The organism is Mesorhizobium huakuii, from assembly GCF_014189455.1.
GTDB classification, from domain to species: Bacteria; Pseudomonadota; Alphaproteobacteria; order Rhizobiales; family Rhizobiaceae; genus Mesorhizobium; species Mesorhizobium huakuii_A.
The window spans coordinates 6,588,877-6,608,205 of the sequence record NZ_CP050296.1 but is presented as its reverse complement, the minus strand read 5'-3'; the positions used below and the strand labels follow the sequence as shown (position 1 = coordinate 6,608,205).

Annotated in this window: 13 protein-coding genes and 3 pseudogenes; 9 read left to right on the top strand and 7 right to left on the bottom strand. The window is 62.4% G+C overall.

Going from position 1 to position 19,329, the window contains the following annotated elements:
* Positions 1-36 precede the first annotated feature (36 nt).
* The 6 genes from bamA (at position 37) to lpxB (ending at position 6,902) form a co-directional block, all read left to right on the top strand.
* Positions 37-2,412, top strand: coding sequence for an outer membrane protein assembly factor BamA (bamA, locus tag HB778_RS32380; protein WP_183459816.1), 2,376 nt, complete (start codon positions 37-39; stop codon positions 2,410-2,412).
* 76 nt (positions 2,413-2,488) lie between these two features.
* On the top strand, positions 2,489-3,544 hold the full coding sequence (lpxD, locus tag HB778_RS32375) for a UDP-3-O-(3-hydroxymyristoyl)glucosamine N-acyltransferase (RefSeq protein WP_183459814.1): 1,056 nt from the start codon (positions 2,489-2,491) through the stop codon (positions 3,542-3,544).
* Positions 3,537-4,004 carry a 3-hydroxyacyl-ACP dehydratase FabZ gene (gene fabZ, locus HB778_RS32370; RefSeq protein ID WP_095200163.1) on the top strand — a complete coding sequence of 156 codons (468 nt, stop codon included), beginning with the start codon at positions 3,537-3,539 and terminating at the stop codon, positions 4,002-4,004. The genes lpxD and fabZ overlap by 8 nt, the downstream gene beginning before the upstream one ends.
* Before the next feature lie 13 nt (positions 4,005-4,017).
* Positions 4,018-4,851, top strand: a complete 834-nt coding sequence (gene lpxA, locus HB778_RS32365) for an acyl-ACP--UDP-N-acetylglucosamine O-acyltransferase (RefSeq protein ID WP_183459812.1) — start codon at positions 4,018-4,020, stop codon at positions 4,849-4,851.
* Positions 4,823-5,737, top strand: coding sequence for an LpxI family protein (locus HB778_RS32360; protein ID WP_183459810.1), 915 nt, complete (start codon positions 4,823-4,825; stop codon positions 5,735-5,737). Before lpxA ends, HB778_RS32360 begins: the two co-directional genes overlap by 29 nt.
* Positions 5,730-6,902 carry a lipid-A-disaccharide synthase gene (lpxB, locus tag HB778_RS32355; RefSeq protein ID WP_183459808.1) on the top strand — a complete coding sequence of 391 codons (1,173 nt, stop codon included), beginning with the start codon at positions 5,730-5,732 and terminating at the stop codon, positions 6,900-6,902. The genes HB778_RS32360 and lpxB overlap by 8 nt, the downstream gene beginning before the upstream one ends.
* Before the next feature lie 31 nt (positions 6,903-6,933).
* Here lpxB and gltA read toward each other — a convergent pair whose 3' ends face one another.
* Both gltA and gltX read right to left on the bottom strand, forming a co-directional pair.
* Entirely contained in the window at positions 6,934-8,262 is a 1,329-nt protein-coding gene (gltA, locus tag HB778_RS32350) for a citrate synthase (protein WP_183459806.1), read from the bottom strand.
* A 183-nt stretch (positions 8,263-8,445) separates the two neighbouring features.
* Positions 8,446-9,870, bottom strand: coding sequence for a glutamate--tRNA ligase (gltX, locus tag HB778_RS32345; RefSeq protein ID WP_183459804.1), 1,425 nt, complete (start codon positions 9,868-9,870; stop codon positions 8,446-8,448).
* Positions 9,871-9,972: 102 nt separating this feature from the next.
* On the opposite strand from gltX, the pseudogene HB778_RS32340 reads away from it, so the two are divergent.
* Positions 9,973-12,428, top strand: a pseudogene (locus HB778_RS32340) (ComEC/Rec2 family competence protein).
* Here the strand turns inward: HB778_RS32340 and lexA are convergent.
* Together lexA and HB778_RS32330 are read right to left on the bottom strand one after the other, a co-directional pair.
* Positions 12,422-13,160, bottom strand: a pseudogene (gene lexA, locus HB778_RS32335) (transcriptional repressor LexA). The pseudogenes HB778_RS32340 and lexA sit on opposite strands and share 7 nt — an antisense overlap.
* 381 nt (positions 13,161-13,541) lie before the next feature.
* Positions 13,542-14,276 carry a GntR family transcriptional regulator gene (locus tag HB778_RS32330; RefSeq protein WP_183459802.1) on the bottom strand — a complete coding sequence of 245 codons (735 nt, stop codon included), beginning with the start codon at positions 14,274-14,276 and terminating at the stop codon, positions 13,542-13,544.
* 166 nt (positions 14,277-14,442) lie between these two features.
* Between HB778_RS32330 and kynU the strand changes: the two are divergent.
* Positions 14,443-15,689, top strand: a pseudogene (gene kynU, locus HB778_RS32325) (kynureninase).
* A gap of 4 nt (positions 15,690-15,693) precedes the next feature.
* On the opposite strand, the gene kynA reads toward kynU, so the two are convergent.
* From kynA to HB778_RS32310, 3 genes are all read right to left on the bottom strand, one after another.
* Positions 15,694-16,530: a tryptophan 2,3-dioxygenase gene (gene kynA / locus HB778_RS32320; RefSeq protein ID WP_244661720.1), complete on the bottom strand. Its 837-nt coding sequence runs from the start codon at positions 16,528-16,530 to the stop codon at positions 15,694-15,696.
* On the bottom strand, positions 16,527-18,152 hold the full coding sequence (locus HB778_RS32315; protein ID WP_183459800.1) for an AMP-binding protein: 1,626 nt from the start codon (positions 18,150-18,152) through the stop codon (positions 16,527-16,529). The genes kynA and HB778_RS32315 overlap by 4 nt, the downstream gene beginning before the upstream one ends.
* 62 nt (positions 18,153-18,214) lie before the next feature.
* Positions 18,215-18,418, bottom strand: a complete 204-nt coding sequence (locus tag HB778_RS32310) for a hypothetical protein (protein ID WP_183459798.1) — start codon at positions 18,416-18,418, stop codon at positions 18,215-18,217.
* A 38-nt stretch (positions 18,419-18,456) separates the two neighbouring features.
* Between HB778_RS32310 and HB778_RS32305 the strand changes: the two genes are divergently transcribed.
* The gene (locus tag HB778_RS32305) at positions 18,457-19,287 is read left to right on the top strand and encodes an alpha/beta hydrolase (RefSeq protein WP_183459796.1); all 831 of its coding nucleotides are present in this window, start codon (positions 18,457-18,459) and stop codon (positions 19,285-19,287) included.
* Positions 19,288-19,329 lie beyond the last annotated feature (42 nt).

Sequence of the window (19,329 nt, the reverse complement as noted above, 5' to 3'; positions counted from 1 at the left end):
CGCCGTGGGGACTACGAGAAAAGGTTATTAAGCCCGATGAAGGCAGCATCCAAGTTTCTGAGCGCCGCGTCCGCGGCGGCACTGTCCGCCGCTCTGGTCGTGCCAGGTGCGCTCGCAGTGCAGTTCGTTGCCACATCGGCGGCCGAAGCCGCTGTCGTCAGCAGGGTGGAGGTGAGCGGTAACCAGCGCGTCGACGCCGACACCATCCGCAACTACATCACCATCAAGCCGGGCAAGGCCTTCTCCAGTTCCGATATCGACGCCGCGGTCAAGGCGCTGTTCGGCACCGGCCTGTTCTCGGATGTCCAGATCAACCAGGTTGGCTCGACGCTGGTGGTCAAGGTTGCCGAATACAAAGTCGTCAACCAGGTGCTGTTCCAGGGTAACAAGAAGATCAAGGACAATGCGTTGCAGATGGGGCTTCAACTGAAGCCGCGCGGCACGTTCTCGCAAGCGACCCTCGATTCCGACGTCGAAGCAATCAAGTCTGCCTACAGGCGTATCGGCCGCGACGATGCCGGCGTGACCGCGCAGGTCATGGACCTCGGTGACAACCGCGTGAACGTGGTTTTCAAGATTACCGAAGGCGACCGCACGCAGATCGCGGCAATCAATTTCGTCGGCAACAGCGCTTATTCGAGCCGTCGTCTGTCGGATGTGATCAACACCAAGCGCTCGTCCTGGATTTCGTTCGTTCTGCGTGATGACGTCTATGACGAGGACAAGCTGCGCGCCGACCAGGAGCTGCTGCGCCGGTTCTACTATAATCACGGCTATGCCGATTTCCAGGTCGTGTCGGCCGTCGGCGAACTCGACAATGCGACGAACAAGTACACGGTCACCATCACCGTCCAGGAAGGTGAGCGCTACAATTTCGGCGACATCAGCGTCGAAAGCACGATCCCGGAAATCGATTCGAAGTCGCTGGATTCGGTGGTCGAGACCCACAAGGGCGATGTCTACAACGCCAAGGACGTCGAAAACACGATCATCGCGCTGACCGAGAAAGTGGCCGGTTCTGGCTATGCCTTCGCGCAGGTGACGCCGCGCGGCGACCGCAACTTCGAGAATCATACGATTTCGGTGGTCTATACGGTCGACCAGGGTACCAAGGCCTATATCGAGCGCATCGAGATCCGCGGCAACGATCGCACGCGCGACTATGTCATCCGGCGCGAATTCGACGTCAGCGAAGGCGATGCGTTCAACCAGGTGCTGATCCAGCGCGCGAAGAAGCGTCTGGAAGACCTGAATTATTTTGACAAAGTCGATATCTCGACTGTACCAGGCTCGCAGCCGGACCAGGTCGTTCTGGTGGTCGATGTGGTTGAGAAGTCGACGGGTGAATTCTCTATTGGAGCCGGTTATTCGACCGGCGGCGACTCGGCAGGCCCGTCCGTCGAGGGCTCGATCACCGAGCGCAACTTCCTCGGCCGCGGCCAGTTCATCAAGCTGTCGGCCGGTGGCGGCAAGAATTCGCGCGACTACAGCATTTCGTTCACTGAGCCGTATTTCCTCGGTCGGCGCATCGCCGCCGGCTTCGACGTCTACAAGTCGACGAGGCAATACGACAACAACTACGATAGCGACACCGTTGGTGCGACGGTCCGCTTCGGACTGCCGATAACCAACAGCATCACGACCCAACTGGCGTACAATATCTCACAAGAGAAATATTCGGTGGATTCCAGTTGCGGTACGACCACCACGGCAGATCCCGATGGACCCAACTGCACGATTTCGCCGGCCATCTTGGATGGCATTGCCCAAAGTCCGTGGATCAAATCGTCGGTCAGCCTGGGGCTGGTCTACAACACGATCGACGACATGAAGAACCCGCATGAGGGTATCTATGCCAACACCACGGTCGAAGTGGCTGGTCTCGGCGGCGATGCAAAGTTCGTTAAGGTCACCGGACGCGGTAGCATCTACCAAACGTTGTCGGAACAGCTTGATCTGGTCGGGCTGATTTCGGGCGGTGCAGGTCACGTGGAAGCTTATAGCGGCGATGGCAGTCTCCGTATCTTCGATCAGTTCCAGAGCACTGACCGCATGATCCGCGGCTTTGCCTATGGTGGCATTGGCCCCGTGGATCCGACAACCGGTGACCATCTCGGTGGTACGACCTATTTCAATGCCTCGGCCGAAGCCCAGTTCCCGCTGCCGGTTATTCCGGAGAGCTTCGGTCTGCGTGGCGCTGTGTTTGCGGACGCTGCAACGCTATACGGCAGCAAGATCGACACGAGCGTCAACCAGAGTTCGCTTGACATGAAATTGCGCGCCTCGGTCGGTCTGGGCTTGATGTGGGCCTCGCCGTTCGGCCCGATCCGTATCGACTATGCGATCCCGGTCAGGAAGGAAGCGACCGACAAGGTACAGGAATTCAACTTCGGCATTTCGACCCGCTTCTGATCAGCGGCCAACGATGCTCCCGGATCTGTTGGGTCCGGGAGAAAATGTTCCGACTTAGCTGGATATAGCTTCTGGAATGACCGATCCGGTGTTCTTCGCGCCATCACGCCGGTATACGGCGGCCGAAGTCGCGAATCTGACCGGCTCGGTGCTTGTCGATTCCGGCCAATCCGACGTTTCGATCGATGCGCTGGCACCGGCCAACGAAGGCGGCGCCAATGCGCTCGTCTTCGTCGACGGCAGGCGCAATTCCGCGCTTATGCCGTCGCTGCGGGCGGCCGCGGTCCTGTGCCCGGCGGAATTCGCCAACAAGGCACCGGCCGACATCGCCGTTTTGATTCATCCGCGTCCGCAACAGGCATTCGCACTGGTTGGTCGGCTGCTGTTCCCCACAGCCGCTACGCCGGGACCAATGACGGGTGAAACCGGTGTTTCGCCGCATGCCCATGTCGATCCGACCGCGCGTGTCGAAGCCGGCGCTGTCATCGAGGCCGGCGTGGTCATCGGGCCCGGCGTCTCGATCGGCAGTGGCACCGTCATCGCGCCCAACGCGGTCATTGGACAGTCCTGCCAGATCGGCCGTGACGGCTATGTCGGCCCGGGCGCCAGTATCCAGTACGCGCTGATCGGCAATCGGGTCATCATCCATGGTGGCGCCAGGATCGGCCAGGACGGCTTCGGCTTTGTGGGCGGCGCCAAAGGGCCGGAACGCGTTCCCCAGATCGGACGGGTCGTCATCCAGGACGATGTCGAGATCGGGTCGAATTCCACCGTCGATCGCGGCGCCATGTCGGATACGATCATCGGTCAGGGCACCAAGATCGACAACCTCGTGCAGATCGCCCATAACGTCCGCATCGGTCGCAATTGCATAGTAGCCGGGCTTTCGGGTATTTCCGGTTCCGTGGTCGTCGGCGACAATGTCACCATGGGCGGCGGTGTCGGGCTTGCCGATCACTTGACCATAGGCTCAGGAGCAAAGCTTGCCGCCAGAAGTGGGTTTATGAGCAATGTTCCCGCCGGCGAGATCTGGGGCGGTTATCCGGCACAGCCGATGGCGGAAGCCATGCGAGAGATAGCCATGTTGCGCACGATGGCCAGGGCACGCAAGCAGGGCAAGGACAATGGCTGATATGGTGGCGGCGGCGACGCTGGAAGCGGTTGACATAATGGGGCTGATGAAGCTCCTGCCGCACCGCTATCCCTTCCTGATGATCGACCGCATCGTCGATATCGATGGTGACGATTCCGCCGTAGGCATCAAGAACGTCACCATCAATGAGCCGCATTTTCAGGGGCATTTCCCGGAGCAGCCGGTGATGCCGGGCGTGCTGATCGTCGAGGCCATGGCGCAGACGGCAGGCGCCATCTGCATCCGCAGCCTTGGGGCATCGAAGCCGTCGCTGGTCTATTTCCTGACCATCGACAACGCCAAATTCCGCAAGCCGGTCGTTCCCGGCGACCAGTTGAAGATTCACGTCAAGAAAATCAAGAAGCGCGGCAACCTGCTCAAATTCGCCTGCGAAGCCCTGGTCGATGGCACCAAGGCGGCCGAGGCCGAGATTTCAGCCATGATGGTCACCGGCGACTGACGATCGAGTGCCTATGAAAATCAAGACTTCAATCCATCCTTCCTCCATCGTGGAAGAAGGCGCTCAAATCGGCCAGGGCGTGCGTATAGGGCCGTTCTGCCATATCAGCGCCGAGGCCGTGATCGGCGATGGTGTCGAACTGGTCAGCCATGTCTCGGTCATGGGTGCGACCACCATCGGCGCCTCGACCAAGGTCTATCCGATGGCGACACTGGGCGCGCCGCCGCAGAACACCAAGCACAAGGGCGGTCGCACGACGCTGGTCATCGGCGCCAACTGCACCATCCGCGAAGGTGTGACCATGCATGTCGGCACCGACACCAGCCGCGGCGAAACGACAGTGGGCGACAATGGCAATTTCCTTGCCTATGCCCACATCGCCCATGATTGCGTTGTCGGCAAGAACGCCACCTTCGCCAATGGCGCGACGCTGGGCGGACACTGCGAGATCGGCAACAACGTCTATATCGGCGGCCTCAGCGCCGTTCATCAATTCGTGCGTGTCGGCGACAACGCCTTTCTCGGCGGATGCTCGGCCTTTGTTGGCGATGTCATTCCCTATGCCATTGCCGTCGGCAACCGCGCCAGCTTGCGCGGCTTGAACATCATCGGCCTAAAGCGCGCCGGTCTGCCGCGTTCGGAAATCTATCTGTTGCGCAAAGCCTACAGGACGATTTTCGACCGCTCCCGCACCGTCGGCGAAAACATCGAATTCGCCAAGGCCGAGTTCGCCTCTTCGCCGACCGCCATGAAGATCATCGATTTCATCACCAGCCGCGGCAAGCGCCATTATGCGGTGCCGTCGCTCAAGGGCAGCGATGGCGACGATGCCGATGATGAAGACTGAGACGGCGGCTGCTGGTCTTGGTCTCCCGCCAGATGCCAGGGTAGGCATCATTGCCGGCGGAGGCAGTCTTCCGGTCGAAGTTGCGGCCGGCTCGGCCGGGCAGGGCTATCCACCCTTCATCGTCCTCATGGAAGGCGAGGCCGATCGTCTGCCGGAATTGCGCCAGTATGAGCATGAAACCCTTGCCCTGGAGGCGATCGGCTCGCTTGTTCCCTTGCTCAAACGACATCGGATTACCCATCTTGTGCTTGCCGGCGAGATCAAGCGCCGGCCAAGGCTGACGCATCTGCGCCCAAGCCTCAGCCTGCTGGCAGTGATACCGGTTGTCGTGATGGCACTGGCGCGCGGCGACGATGGGCTGTTGAAAGTGGTGGCGCGAGGCCTCGAGGCACGGGGGATAAAGGTCGTGGGTGCCCACGAAATCGTGCCGAACCTTGTCGCAGCCGAAGGGACCTTGACCAAGGTGGAGCCTCAGAAGTCCGACTGGCGCGACATTGAGGCGGGCTTTGCCGCGGCAAAGGCCATCGGCGCGCTGGATATCGGCCAGGCGGCGGTCGCGGTCGGCGGCCGGACCATCGCGCTCGAGGGTATCGAGGGCACGGCCGGATTGCTCGACCGCGCAAAACTCTTGCGAGGCCACGGCCGCATCGCCGGCAAGACGCGCGGTGTGCTGGTCAAATGCGCCAAGCCAGGTCAGGAACTGCGCGCTGATCTTCCGTCCATAGGACCACAGACGGTCGAAGCAGCGCATGCGGCCAGGCTCGCCGGCATTGCCGTCGAGGCAGGGCGCTCGCTGATCCTCGAAGGTCCCGCAACCCTGTCGCGCGCCAATGAGCTCGGCCTGTTCATCGTTGGCCTGGCCGCAGCGGAGCCGGCGCATGGCTGACAAGGCGCTGAAGATCGCGATCGTTGCGGGTGAAGAATCGGGCGATCTGCTTGGCGCCGATATTGTGCGTTCGCTTCGCCAGGCAACAGGCCGCCAGGTGCAACTCGTCGGCCTCGGCGGCCGCCATCTCGGGGAATTGGGCCTGGTGTCGCCCTTCGACGCCGGCGAGATCGCGCTGATGGGTTTCAGTGCCGTCCTGCGCGATCTGCCGCGCCTTTTCAGGCGGATCGGCCAACTGGCCAAAACCATCGCTGAGGAAAAGCCGGATTGCCTGGTCACCATCGACAGCCCCGACTTTTCCTTGCGCGTCGCCAGGAAGGTGCGCGCGGCCAATCCGTCGATACCGATCATCCACTACGTCTGCCCGAGCGTCTGGGCCTGGCGGCCGGGCAGGGCGGTGGCGATGAAGCCTTATGTCGACCATATCCTCTGCATCCTGCCGTTCGAGGTGAAGGAACTGGAACGGCTGGGCGGCCCGCCCGGCACCTATGTCGGGCATCGCCTGACGCATGATGCGGGTGTGCTCGCCGCCCAGAAGGCGCAGGCCTTGCCGCGCGATCTTGCCCAGGACCGCATCAAGACCTTGCTCGTCCTGCCCGGCTCGCGGCGCGGCGAGGTGCGGCGGCTGATCGACACGTTCGGTGAGACCGTATCGATGCTGCGCGGACGCGGACATCGTCTGCGGCTGCTGCTGCCGACGGTTCCGCATGTCGCCGACCTCGTCAAAGCCTCGGTCAATCGTTGGGATGAAAAACCTGAAATCATCATGGATCCGCAACGCAAGTGGCAGACTTTCGGCAAGGCCGATGCCGCGCTGATCGCATCGGGAACCGTGTCGCTGGAACTGGCGTTGGCCGGTGTGCCGATGGTCTCGTCCTACAGGCTCGATCCCATAGCACGTGCCGTAGCGCCCTATTTCGTTTCCGTCTGGTCGGCGCTGCTTCCCAATCTGATCGCGGATCGTGCGCTCATTCCGGAGTTCTACAACGAGTACGTCAAGGCGAACAATCTGGCGCGCCAACTGGAAGCATTGTTTGCCGACAGCGGCATGCGCGCCTGGCAGAGGGACGGCTTTGCCGAGATCGCGCGGCGCATGGCGACGGACAAGCCGTCGGGCGAGATCGCGGCGAGCGTTGTGCTTCGTCACATGAAAAAGGCGCCCTGAGAGGCGCCTCTTTCGATTCAAGAAGCTTCGGTCAGCGCTTGGCGATCGGCACGTAGTCGCGCTCCGGCGCGCCGGTGTAGAGCTGGCGTGGGCGGCCGATCTTCTGGCGCGGATCCTCGATCATCTCCTTCCACTGCGCGATCCAGCCGACGGTGCGGGCGACCGCAAACAACACGGTGAACATGGTGGTGGGGAAGCCCAGCGCCTTCAGCGTGATGCCGGAGTAGAAGTCGACATTCGGGTAGAGCTTCTTCTCGATGAAGTAAGGATCGGTCAGCGCGATCTTTTCCAGTTCCATGGCGATGTCGAGCAGCGGATCGTCCTTGATGCCGAGTTCGCCCAGAACCTCGTGCGCCGTCTTCTGCATGATTTTCGCACGAGGATCGTAGTTCTTGTAGACGCGGTGGCCAAAGCCCATCAGCCGGAACGGATCGTTTTTGTCCTTGGCGCGGGCGATGAATTCCGGGATGTGATCGACATGGCCGATCTCGCCCAGCATGTTGAGCGCCGCTTCATTGGCGCCGCCATGCGCCGGGCCCCACAGGCAAGCGATGCCGGCGGCGATACAGGCGAACGGGTTGGCGCCCGACGAGCCGGCGAGGCGAACCGTCGAGGTCGAGGCATTCTGCTCGTGATCGGCGTGCAGGATGAAGATGCGCTCCATGGCGCGCGCCAGCACCGGATTGATCTTGTACTCCTCGCACGGCACGGCAAAGCACATATGCAGGAAGTTTGCCGCGAAACCGAGATCGTTCTTGGGGTAAATGAAGGGCTGGCCGATGTGGTACTTGTAGGCCATGGCCGCGATCGTCGGCATCTTGGCGATCAGCCGCATGGAAGCGACCATGCGCTGGTACGGGTCGGAGATGTCGGTGGAGTCGTGATAAAAGGCCGACAGCGCGCCGACCACGCCGCACATCACAGCCATCGGGTGCGCATCGCGACGGAAGCCGGTGAAGAAGCGCGACATCTGCTCGTGCACCATTGTGTGGCGCGTCACGCGGTAATCGAAATCGTCCTTCTGCGCCTTGGTCGGCAGTTCGCCGTAGAGCAGGAGATAGCAGACTTCGAGGAAGTCGCCGTGTTCGGCCAGCTGGTCGATCGGATAGCCTCGGTGGAGAAGAATACCCGCATCGCCGTCGATGAAGGTGATCTCGGACTCGCAGCTCGCGGTCGAGGTGAAGCCGGGATCGTAGGTGAAGGCGCCGGTCGTGCTGTAGAGCGAGGCGATGTCGATGACGTCGGGCCCGACGGAGCCGCTTCGCACCTTGAATTCATGGGTCTTGCCGGCGAATTCAAGTGTTGCGATAGCCTCTTCGTTCGCGCCGCCCACATCCAGTTTTTTCGCAGCTTCGGTCATTGCAAACTCCTTCTTGTTTCCTCATGCCGGCAAAGGCAAATTCTGCAGAGCGACACGTCGAAATCACCGCAATGCGCGTATTCGCCACCGCATTTTAGGAGGTGCGTGCCAGATTGGGCCAAGGCCTAATGTTGCACTGCGAAACGCGCCTTTCAATGCCAATCTTCTTGGGCCAGTTTGCTCCTAATCGATTTGATCCGCTATGCGCGCCAGGCTTTCCTCGCGCCCAAGCACGGCAAGCACGTCGAACACGCCCGGCGACGTGCTTTTGCCGGTCAGCGCGGCCCGCAACGGCTGGGCCACGGCGCCAAGCTTGTGGCCACCAGCCAGCGCATAGTCGCGGATCGCGGCTTCCGCCGCCGCAGCCGTCCAGTCACTTGTAAGCGCGTTCAAAGCTTCGTGAGCGCCACGCAGGATCTTGCGGGCATCGTCATTGAGCAGGAGGGCCGCCTTGTCGTCGATCGGCAGCGGCCGCGTGGCAAACAGGAAGGCGGCGCCATCGACGAGCTCGACCAGCGTCTTGGCGCGCTCCTTCAGGCCCGGGAGGGCCGCCAGCAACTGCGCCTTGTTCCTGTCGTCGAGGCGCGCGGCGATTGCCGGGCCACCCTCGAGATAGGGCAGAGTGGCGATGAAGATGTCGAACAGCTCGGCATCGGCCATGCGGCGCATATGCGCGCCGTTGATCGCCTCCAGCTTGGCGAAGTCGAAGCGGGCCGCGCCCTTGTTGACGTCGCCGATATCGAACCAGGAAATCATATCCTTGATCGACATGATCTCGTCGTCGCCATGGCTCCAGCCCAGGCGCGCCAGATAGTTGAGCAGTGCCTCCGGCAGGTAGCCCATGGCGCGATAGGCCTCGACACCGAGTGCGCCGTGGCGCTTCGACAGCTTGGCACCGTCGGCGCCATGGATCAGCGGGATGTGCGACATCGACGGCACGTCCCAGCCCATGGCGTTGTAGATCACGGTCTGGCGGGCGGCGTTGGTCAGATGGTCGTCACCGCGGATGATGTGGGTGACGCCCATGTCATGGTCGTCGACGACGACGGCATGCATGTAGGTCGGGTTGCCGTCCGAACGCAGGATGATGAAGTCGTCGAGGTCCTTGTTGGGGAAGCGCACCTCGCCCTGGACGCGGTCGTGGACGATCGTCTCGCCCTCGGTCGGTGCCTTGATGCGGATGGCGCCCTTGACACCGGCAGGTGCCTCGGATGGGTCGCGATCGCGCCACTGGCCGTTGTAGCGCGGCGGCAGGCCCTTGGCCCGCGCGGCCTCACGCATCGCCTCCAGCTCGGCCGGCGTCTCGTAGCTGTAATAGGCCTTGCCCAGACGCACGAGTTCCTCAGCCACCTCGCGATGGCGCGGCGCACGCTCAAACTGCGAGATGGCCTCGCCGTCCCAGGAAAGTCCAAGCCAGGTCAGCCCATCCAGAATGGCCTGGGTAGCCGCCTCGTTGAAACGTTCGCGGTCGGTATCCTCGATGCGCAGCACCATCGTGCCGCCGGTGTGTTTGGCGTAGAGCCAGTTGAACAGCGCCGTGCGCGCGCCACCGATATGCAGATAGCCGGTGGGCGAGGGGGCAAAACGGGTGACGACCTTGTCGGACATGAAACTCTCGGAAACCATCTGAAGCGGGGTGCGGCTGCGCGGACTTTCGCGCGTCGCGCGTTCATGTAGCATAGGGCGTCAGGGGTGCAAGGGGCAGACCCGATGGCTGGACGAGGCCGGGGCTCGGAACAGGGCGACGACGCTAGTGTTGGCGTCAGCGAACGGTCCCTGTTTGCAATCCCGCCGCCAGCCTCGCTGCCACCATCGCCTCTTGTGCCAGGCTTCGGCAGCCAGCTGCCGCAGGCGGATATCCCGGCGCCACTTCCGTCCCCTGCCTCGGGCCGGATTGTGCGTGTCCGGCGGCAACTCGGCCAGATTTCCTGGCCCCGCCTGCGCTACAGTGTGGCGACCGCAGCCGAGCTCGAGCTTGACCGGGGCATCGCCTTCCTGCTGGTGCCGGTTTGTCTGGCCACTGGTGCGATCGGCTATTATTCGCTGGCGGCGGAGCCTGATTTTGCGAAGCCTGTCGCGGTCGTCGTGCTGTTGGCGATCTGCGCGCTTATCTCGCGTTCCTGGCCGAAAACCCATCTGGGCTTCACGGCGGCATTGTTGTGCGCGCTTGGCCTGCTTGCCGCCAAGGCCGAGACATGGCGGGCGGATACCCAGATGCTGGGTTCGGAAATCTCGACGCAGGTGACCGGCCGCGTCGTTTCGCTCGACCGGATGGAGACCGGCCGCATCCGGCTGACCATCGACGTGACGTCGACCGCCCGGCCGACACTGCGCTATGCGCCGGAAAGGGTCCGGCTTTCGGCGCGCAATGTCCCTGCGGAAATGACTGCCGGCTCCCTGGTCACCGGCTATGCCAAACTGTTGCCGCCGACCGGCCCGGTGCGACCGGACAGCTACGATTTCTCCTTCGACAGCTACTTCGCCGGCATTGGCGGCAGCGGCTTCTTTCTCGGCAATCCGAAGCTTGTCGCAGCCGACGACGGTGAGATGCCGTTGTCGGCCCGGCTTTTCTCTGGGGTAGAAAATGCCCGTGAAGCCATCGCCGACCATATCCGGGCCACCGTCGGTGGTGCTGAAGGTGAGATCGCGGCGGCGCTCATCGTTGGTGTCCGCGCGGGCATTCCCGATGAAATCAACGAAGCGATGCGGCGTACCGGCATCTATCACATCATCTCGATTTCCGGACTGCATATGGCGCTGGTCGCCGGCACCATCATGGGTCTGCTGCGCGGCGCCTTCGCGCTGTTTCCGGATTTTTCCGCGCGTCGGCCGGTGAAGAAATACGCGGCCGCCGCGCCCTGTTCTCGATCGCCGCCTATCTCGTGATTTCGGGTGTCGTCGTCGCCGCCGAACGCAGCTTCATAATGCTGGCGGTGATGCTGATTGCCGTGCTGTTTGATCGCGCGGCGCTGACGATGCGCAATCTGGCGATCTCGGCGATCGCCGTCATCGTGGTGTCGCCGCACGAAGTCGTCGGCCCGAGTTTCCAGATGTCGTTCGCCGCGACGGCCGCGCTGGTCGGTGCCTATGCCGGCTGGGCGGACCACCACGCGGGAAAGGTAAGACCGCCACCGCCAAAGCGATCCTTGCCCGGATTCTTGACGCGAAAATTCCTGCTGGCGACGGGCGGGTTGGCGATGACCTCCATCATAGCCGGCTGCGCCACGGCGCTGTTCGCCATCTGGCATTTCCAGCGTGTGTCGCCGCTCAGCCTGTTCGCCAATCTGGCCGTCATGCCGATCGTGTCAGTCGTGATGTTCCTGGCCGTTGCCAGTGCATTGCTAATGCCGTTTGGATTGGATGCGCCATCCCTCTACCTAATGGGCAAAGGCCTGACGGCGATGATCGCCATATCCGCGTGGATTTCGGAACGCTCCCCAATCGATGCGGTCGGGTTGATTTCGCAGCACTCGGTGCTGCTGGTGACCGTCGCCTTGGTCATCGCCACGATGGCGACGACCTGGTTGCGGCTCGCGGCAGTGCCATTCGCGCTTGCCGGCTTGTTGACGGTGTCGGATACGCGCACGCCGGACGTACTGATCTCGGAAGATGCGCGGCTGGTCGCGCTGCCGATCGGCGGCGGCGAACTCGCGGTCAGCCGGGCTCGCCCGAACGAATTCACCATCGACAATTGGAAACGCGCGCTGGTGTCCGAAACCATCGTCGTGCCGGAGATGTTCAGCAAGGCAGATGGGCAATTCGACATTGCCGATGCCGTCAACCTCCCGCCGGGAGCTCCGTTCTACTGCACGGATGGCGTCTGTGTTGCCCGGCACCCGTCCGGTGCGATCATCGCACATGTCGAAGACCGCAAGGACACCTGGAAGGCCTGCGGTTTCGCCGATTTGATCGTCGTCAATGATGCAACCGGCTATGATGCCTGCCACAATCCGCTGGTTCTTGTCGTCACCAAACGGCAACTTGCCCGCAAAGGCAGTGCCGCCGTCTTCTTCGACCGCCAATCGGCGACCGGTCCGCCAACCGTCAACTTCGCGGTGGACGGGCCGTATCGGCCCTGGCATGCACAGCGAAAATATTCACGCGAGGCGAGGGGGCTGCTGCCCTATCAAAAAGCCGAAAAACCGGCTGCCGTCCCTGCTCAGTAGCGCCGGATCAGCCCGACGAGCTTGCCTTGCACCTTGACCCTGTCCGGCCCGAAAATACGCGTCTCGTAGGCCGGGTTGGCGGCTTCAAGCGCGATCGAGGCGCCTTTGCGGCGGAACCGCTTCAATGTCGCTTCCTCGTCGTCGACCAGCGCCACGACGATCTCGCCCGGGCTCGCCGTATCGGCGTTGCGGATAATGACCGTGTCGCCATCGAAGATGCCGGCCTCGATCATCGAGTCGCCCTTGACCTCCAGCGCATAGTGCTCGCCGCCCATGATCATGTCCGGCGGCACCGAGATGGAATGAGTCTGATGCTGGATGGCATCGATCGGCACACCGGCGGCGATGCGGCCCATCACCGGAATCGACACGGCGGAAACCGCGTCGTCATCATTGCCGGCCGCGGGCAAGCGTGATGGCGCCGGCTTGATCTGGCGGCCAAGGCCGCCCTGACCGAGACTGCCCTGAATGACGCTTGGCGAGAATTTCTTTGCCGCGTTGAGGCCCGGCGCGATCAGAATCCGGCAACCGCAGCACTTCCAGCGCTCGCGCCCGATTGGGCAGCCGGCGAATGAAGCCGCGTTCCTCCAGTGCCGTGATCAGGCGATGGATCCCTGACTTGGAGGCGAGATCGAGCGCTTCCTTCATCTCGTCGAAGGAAGGCGGAATGCCGCTTTCCTTCAGCCGTTCATGAATGAACATCAGCAGTTCATGTTGCTTGCGTGTCAGCATGGCGGCCCCCAAGGCATTGAACGAAGGGTGTGAACCAGAATCGAAAAACAAACCCAGAACAAACCCTATCTGTTCCAGTTGTGTTCTGCAACTGTTTAAAGTTTAGTGAATTCGTTAAGGCGTCTGAAATTATTTGGCCCGGCAACAGGCGGTGTTCGATGCCTGCCTGCCGCCGCGCGGTGCGCTTGCCGGCTTTGAAATTGTTTTGGTTAATGGCCTGTGGCCTATCCTGCTCCGAGGTCTGGCATCAGTAGCCGACAAAGCTCGATGAGAGATTTTTCTCCTTTCACCAATCCTTGGCCTGCCGTGAACGAAACGAAGCCAAAATGCCAACTTTGCCACGAAATTGCCATACCGGCTTCGGTCCGTGATCCCGTTGCGCTACCGCTTATTTATGCTGCCGTCGCCGGCATGGACATAGACATGCAGCGTATAGCCGATATGGGCGATCATCAGGGTTTTCGCGCGCTCGATATTACGATCCAGCGCCGCCTCCATGAGCGCGGTGTGATGTTCGATTGCGACCGCCTGGCGCAACGCCTCCACGGCCTCCTCGTAACCATGCTGCAGGCCGGCCGCCGCCCGCAGCGTTGGCGCCAAGCCGAGAAAACGGTGATGGCGACGCAATTGATCCGCGATCGTGGAATGAAAGGTCAGCAGCCAGGGGGATGCTGCCGCACTGAGCAGTGCCGCGTGGAAAGCCTCGTGCTTTTCATCCCATTCGTCGACCACTTCGTCGGATGGATCGTCGACAGCGGTCTTGCAACGCGACAGCCGGTAATGGGCGGCGACGACCGCGTTTTCCCAATCGTGGCCACCTTTCTCGATCGATTCCTGAAGCAGTGGCAGTTCGACGACACACCTGGCGCGCGACAGGTCTTCCAATTCGGTGCGCGAAACCGGAGCAACGGCAAAGCCGCGATTGCTGATGGAAGTCACCAGGCGCTCCGCCTCCAGTCGCGACAGCGCTTCGCGCAACGGCGTCCAGCCAATGCCATAACTGTTGCGCAACGCGCTGAGCTTGAGCGGCGCGCCGGGCCGCAGACGGGTCGCGAGGATATCGCGACGCACCAGCCGGTAGGCCGCTTCCGTCTTCGAGAGTCCTTCGTCCAACATCGTTGTCCCATCCTTAGGCTGTCACGTCACGATTATATATGAAAGCCTTCCATGGCGTAAATTATATATAATGTTTGACAGGGTTTGGCAGACTGCTCATGATTGCCCAGCCGATTTCACCTGACGTGTTCATCTGGGCGCGCCCATGCGCGAAGGACAATCGATCATGAATGCAACACTCGATCTCGCAGCAGTCGAAGCCATGGATGCGGCGGATCCGCTGCGTGCCATGCGCGACCGCTTCATTCTGCCGGAAGGTGTGATCTACCTCGACGGCAATTCGCTGGGTGCGCGGCGCCCGCCGTCTTCAACGAGCTGCAGAAGGCGGCGACGCAGGAGTGGGCGCAGGACCTCATTCGTGCCTGGAACACTGCCGGCTGGTTCGATATGCCGGTTGCGCTCGGCGACCAGCTCGGACGGCTGATCGGCGCCGCTTTCGGCCAGACGGTGGTCTGCGATACAACTTCGATCAACATCTACAAGGTGCTGCATGCGGCCCTTGGCATGCGGCCGAACCGATCGGTCATCGTCGCCGAGGGCGACAGTTTCCCAACCGACCTCTACATGGCCGAAGGCGTGGCCTCGACGCGGCCGGGCACGGTGCTGCGGCTCGAAGGCGTCGATGCGCCCACCATTGAGGAACTGATCGATGAGCGCGTCGCGGTCATCCTGGTCAACCACGTCAATTACAAAACCGGACAATTGCGCGACATGGCCGCGCTGACGTGCAAGGCTCACCAGGTCGGCGCTCTGATCGTCTGGGATCTCTGCCACACCGCCGGCGCCTTGCCGGTCGAGCTCGATGCCGCGAATGCCGATTTCGCCATCGGCTGCACCTACAAATATCTCAATGGCGGTCCAGGCGCGCCGGCCTTCATCTATGCCGCGAAACGCCATCACGACGATGTCCACCAGCCGTTGAGCGGCTGGTGGGGCCATGCGCGGCCCTTCGCTTTTGAGCAAAGCTATACGGCCGGCAGCGGCATCCGCCGATTCCTGTGCGGCACGCAGCCAGTGCTGTCGATGCGGGCGCTGAAAGGGGCGCTGGATATCTGGGACGATGTCGACATGGCGGCGGTGCGCAAGAAGAGCATCGCGCTCACCGACCTGTTCATCCAGCTCGTCGAAGCCAGATGCGGCGCCTACGGCCTCGAACTCGAAGGTCCGCGCGACGGCAATGCGCGCGGCAGCCAGGTGTCGTTCCTCCATCCGCATGGCTACCAGGTGATGCGGGCCCTGATCGAGCGCGGCGTGATCGGCGATTTCCGCGCGCCGTCAACCATCCGCTTCGGCTTCACGCCGCTCTATGTCGGCTACAAGGACGTCTGGCAGGCGGTCGAGGTGCTTGAGGACATCCTGCGCAGCAGCGCCTGGCAGGAAGCGCGTTTTGCGGTCAAGACGGCAGTGACATAAGACGTCAAAGCCGGGTCCGGACTGTCCACAATTCGGGAAACAGGACGACCTCGAGCATCTTCTTCAGGTACGACGCCCCTGATGTGCCGCCGGTGCCGCGCTTCAGGCCGATGATGCGCTCGACCGTGGTGACATGGTTGAAGCGCCAGCGGCGGAAATAGTCCTCGAAATCGACCAGCTTTTCGGCCAGCTCATAGAACATCCAGTAGCGCTGCGGGTCGCGGTAGACGGTCTGCCAGGCGACCAGGACTTCTTCATTTTCGGTGCGCGTCTCCCGCCAGTCCGTGCGCCTGGCATCGGCGCCGATGTCGAACCCGTTGCGCGCCAGAAGCAGCAGCGCTTCATCGTAGAGGGACGGCTGGGCCAGGATCGCCTCCAGCTTGCCGGTGAGGTCCGGCCGGTGCTTGTGCGGCCCGAGCATGGCAAGGTTGCGGTTGCCAGCCATGAATTCGATGGCGCGGTATTGCCAGGACTGGAAGCCGGAGGACTGGCCGAGCGCGTCGCGGAACTCGGTGTATTCGCTTGGCGTCATCGTGCGCAGCACGTCCCAGGCATTGTTGAGCTGCTCGAAAATGCGGGCGACGCGTGACAGCATCTTGAAGCTCGGCTCAAGCCGGTCGGCACGGATGGAGCGGATCGCGGCGCCGATCTCGTGCAGAGCGAGCTTCATCCAGAGTTCCGAGGTCTGGTGCTGGATGATGAACAGCATCTCGTCATGCGCCGACGATTGCGGCGTCTGTGCCTCCAGCACTTTTTCCAGGTGCAGATAGTCGCTGTAGGACATACGCTCCTTGAAGGACATCTGTGCGCCTTCCGACGCCGGATCGTAGGGCTCGCTCAATTGATTTTCTCCGTGCGCAGCCGGAACCGCTGGATCTTGCCGGTCTGGGTCTTGGGCAGGGCGGCGATGAATTTGACCGAGCGCGGATATTTGTAAGGCGCGATCGTTGCCTTGACGTGGTCCTGCAGGCGCTTGATGGTCAACGCGTCCGGCGAGACGCCTTGCACAAGCACGACATGCGCCTCGACGATCTGGCCGCGTTCGCCATCCTCGGCACCGATGACAGCGCATTCGGCGACATCGGGATGCGACAGCAGCGCTGCCTCGACCTCGGGGCCGGCAATGTTGTAGCCGGCGCTGACGATCATGTCGTCAGAACGCGCGGCGAAATGGAAGAAGCCGTCCTCGTCCTGTGTGAACGTGTCGCCGGTGAGGTTCCAGCCGTCGCGGACATACTCCTTCTGCCGGTCGTCAGCCATGTAGCGGCAGCCGGTCGGGCCGCGCACCGCCAGCCGTCCGGTCTCGCCGCGCGGCACCTCGCGCATTGCGTCGTCGACGATGCGCGCCTCGTAGCCGCCGACCGGCTTGCCGGTCGACGCCGGCTTCCTGTCGTCAAAGCGGTTGGAGATGAAGATGTGCAGCATTTCGGTGGCGCCGATGCCGTCGAGGATCGGCTTGCCGGTCTTCTCAGTCCATTCTTCGAAGACCGGAGCAGGCAATGTCTCGCCGGCCGAAACGGCGACGCGCAGTGACGACAGGTCGGCGCCTTCATCCATGGCTTTCAGCATCGCGCGGTAAGCGGTCGGCGCGGTGAAGGAAATGGTCGCTTTGTAGGTTTCGATGATGTGGATCATGTTGGGCGGCGTCGCCTGTTCCAGCAACGTTGCCGCGGCACCGAAGCGCAGGGGAAAGATGGCGAGCCCGCCAAGGCCGAAGGTGAAGGCCAGCGGCGGCGAGCCGACGAAGATATCGTCCGGCGTCACCTGGAGGATCTCGCGGGCGTAGGCGTCGGCGATGATCAGAAGATCGCGGTGGAAATGCATGGTCGCCTTCGGCACGCCTGTCGTGCCCGAAGTGAAGCCGAGCAGGGCGACGTCGTCGCGGCCGGTGTTGACGGCGGTGAATGTGACCGGCTTGTCGAGCGCGATGCGGTCGAGTTCGGCGTCATGGTTGGCGGTGCCGTCGAAGCCGATCACCTGCTTCAGGAAGGCGCTGTCCTTGGCACAGGCGGTCATCTCGTCCATCAGCCTGGTGTCGCAGAGCGCGATGGTTATCTCCGCCTTGTCGACGATCTTGGTGAGTTCGCCGGCGCGCAGCATCGGCATGGTGTTGACGACGACGGCTCCGACCTTGGTGGCGGCCAGCCAGCAGGCGACCATTGCAGGGTTGTTGGCGGAGCGGATCAACACCCGGTTGCCCGGCTTGACGCCGTAATTCTCGACCAGCGCGTGGGCCAGCCTGTTCGTCCAGTCGGACAGTTCCTTGTAGGTGCGGCGGCGGCCATTGCCGATCAGGGCGGTGTGGTCGCCGAGGCCCTTCTCGACCAGCCTGTCGGTCAATTCGACGCCGGCGTTGAGATGCTCGGGATAGTCGAAACCGTCGAGCAGGAAATCCGGCCATTGATCCGGCGGCGGCAGATGATCGCGCGTGAACGTGTCGATATGCGCTGAAGGCCCAAGCATGTCGCCGCCATCCCATTTGCTACCTGGTCAGATGCGCGAAGCACTGTCCGAGGTGGTGGATCTTAAGTTCCCATCTTTCGCGAGAGGTTTCGTGCAGCCAGCTGTTCGACGACGCCACCGGGAAGGGTGAACATCCGCAGGTTTGGACAGCACAGCAGACCTCCCATTGTCGGCTGTTCTCCGGGCAGGATCGCACCAGTCGAAATTTGTTTCAAGCCTAAAATGTTTTGCCACGAGGCATTGACGCATGGCATGGTGACGGCCATTGCTAGCGCCAAACGGATGCGCTTTGGGGAGGGTGCCGATGCTCGAACACCGCATTGCCGATTGGGACAATGCCTACGCCAATGGCGCGAACATCGCCGGCAGCGACCGTTGGCCGGCCGCGTGGACCGAACCGGCGCAAGCGTTTCGGGACGGGCTATTGGCTGAGGGCCGGGCACGCATCGATGTCGCCTATGGCGAGCGACCGCGCAATCGGTTCGATCTTTTCCTGCCCACGGCGGCTCCTAAGGGGCTCGTCGTGTTCATCCATGGCGGTTACTGGCTGGAGTCCGACAAGAGCGACTGGTCGCACCTCGCCAAGGGCGCGGTCGGCAACGGCTTTGCCGTGGCGATGCCGTCCTACACGCTGTGTCCGGACATACGCATCGCCGGCATCGTCCGCGAAATTGGCGCGGCGATCGACAAGGCGGCGGCAATGGTCGGAGGACCGCTGATGCTGACAGGACATTCGGCCGGCGGTCATCTCGCCAGCCGCATGGTGACCACATCAACGCCGCTCGCCGCCGACGTGGCAAAGCGCATACGCCACGTCGTCTCGATCTCAGGCCTGCATGACCTGCGTCCACTCATGCTCACCGGGCACAATGCGGCACTGGCAATCGATGAGGCCGAAGCCTTGGTGGAAAGCCCGGCGCTGCTGCGCCCCCTGGATGGCACCCGCATCACCTGCTGGGCCGGCGGCGGCGAGCGCTCGGAGTTCCTGCGCCAGACTGCGTTGCTGGCCAACATCTGGACCGGCCTTGGCGCCACCACCAGCGCAGTGGTCGAGCCCGACCGGCATCACTACGACATTGTCGATGGACTTGCCGATCCGACGCATGCGCTGACGCGAACGTTGATCTCGGAATGACAGAGACCATTTTTACACATTATCAGCGGTTTACGTGGCAAT

Excerpts from the sequence above, each read along its gene's own strand:
- gltX (WP_183459804.1), bottom strand. The coding sequence starts at position 9,870 with ATGTCCGACAAGGTCGTCACCCGTTTTGCCCCCTCGCCCACCGGCTAT.
- fabZ (WP_095200163.1), top strand. The coding sequence starts at position 3,537 with ATGGCTGATATGGTGGCGGCGGCGACGCTGGAAGCGGTTGACATAATG.
- bamA (WP_183459816.1), top strand. The coding sequence starts at position 37 with ATGAAGGCAGCATCCAAGTTTCTGAGCGCCGCGTCCGCGGCGGCACTG.
- gltA (WP_183459806.1), bottom strand. The coding sequence starts at position 8,262 with ATGACCGAAGCTGCGAAAAAACTGGATGTGGGCGGCGCGAACGAAGAG.
- HB778_RS32305 (WP_183459796.1), top strand. The coding sequence starts at position 18,457 with ATGCTCGAACACCGCATTGCCGATTGGGACAATGCCTACGCCAATGGC.
- HB778_RS32315 (WP_183459800.1), bottom strand. The coding sequence starts at position 18,152 with ATGCTTGGGCCTTCAGCGCATATCGACACGTTCACGCGCGATCATCTG.
- HB778_RS32360 (WP_183459810.1), top strand. The coding sequence starts at position 4,823 with ATGGCGACGATGCCGATGATGAAGACTGAGACGGCGGCTGCTGGTCTT.
- lpxD (WP_183459814.1), top strand. The coding sequence starts at position 2,489 with ATGACCGATCCGGTGTTCTTCGCGCCATCACGCCGGTATACGGCGGCC.
- HB778_RS32310 (WP_183459798.1), bottom strand. The coding sequence starts at position 18,418 with ATGGCCGTCACCATGCCATGCGTCAATGCCTCGTGGCAAAACATTTTA.
- lpxB (WP_183459808.1), top strand. The coding sequence starts at position 5,730 with ATGGCTGACAAGGCGCTGAAGATCGCGATCGTTGCGGGTGAAGAATCG.
- lpxA (WP_183459812.1), top strand. The coding sequence starts at position 4,018 with ATGAAAATCAAGACTTCAATCCATCCTTCCTCCATCGTGGAAGAAGGC.
- HB778_RS32330 (WP_183459802.1), bottom strand. The coding sequence starts at position 14,276 with ATGTTGGACGAAGGACTCTCGAAGACGGAAGCGGCCTACCGGCTGGTG.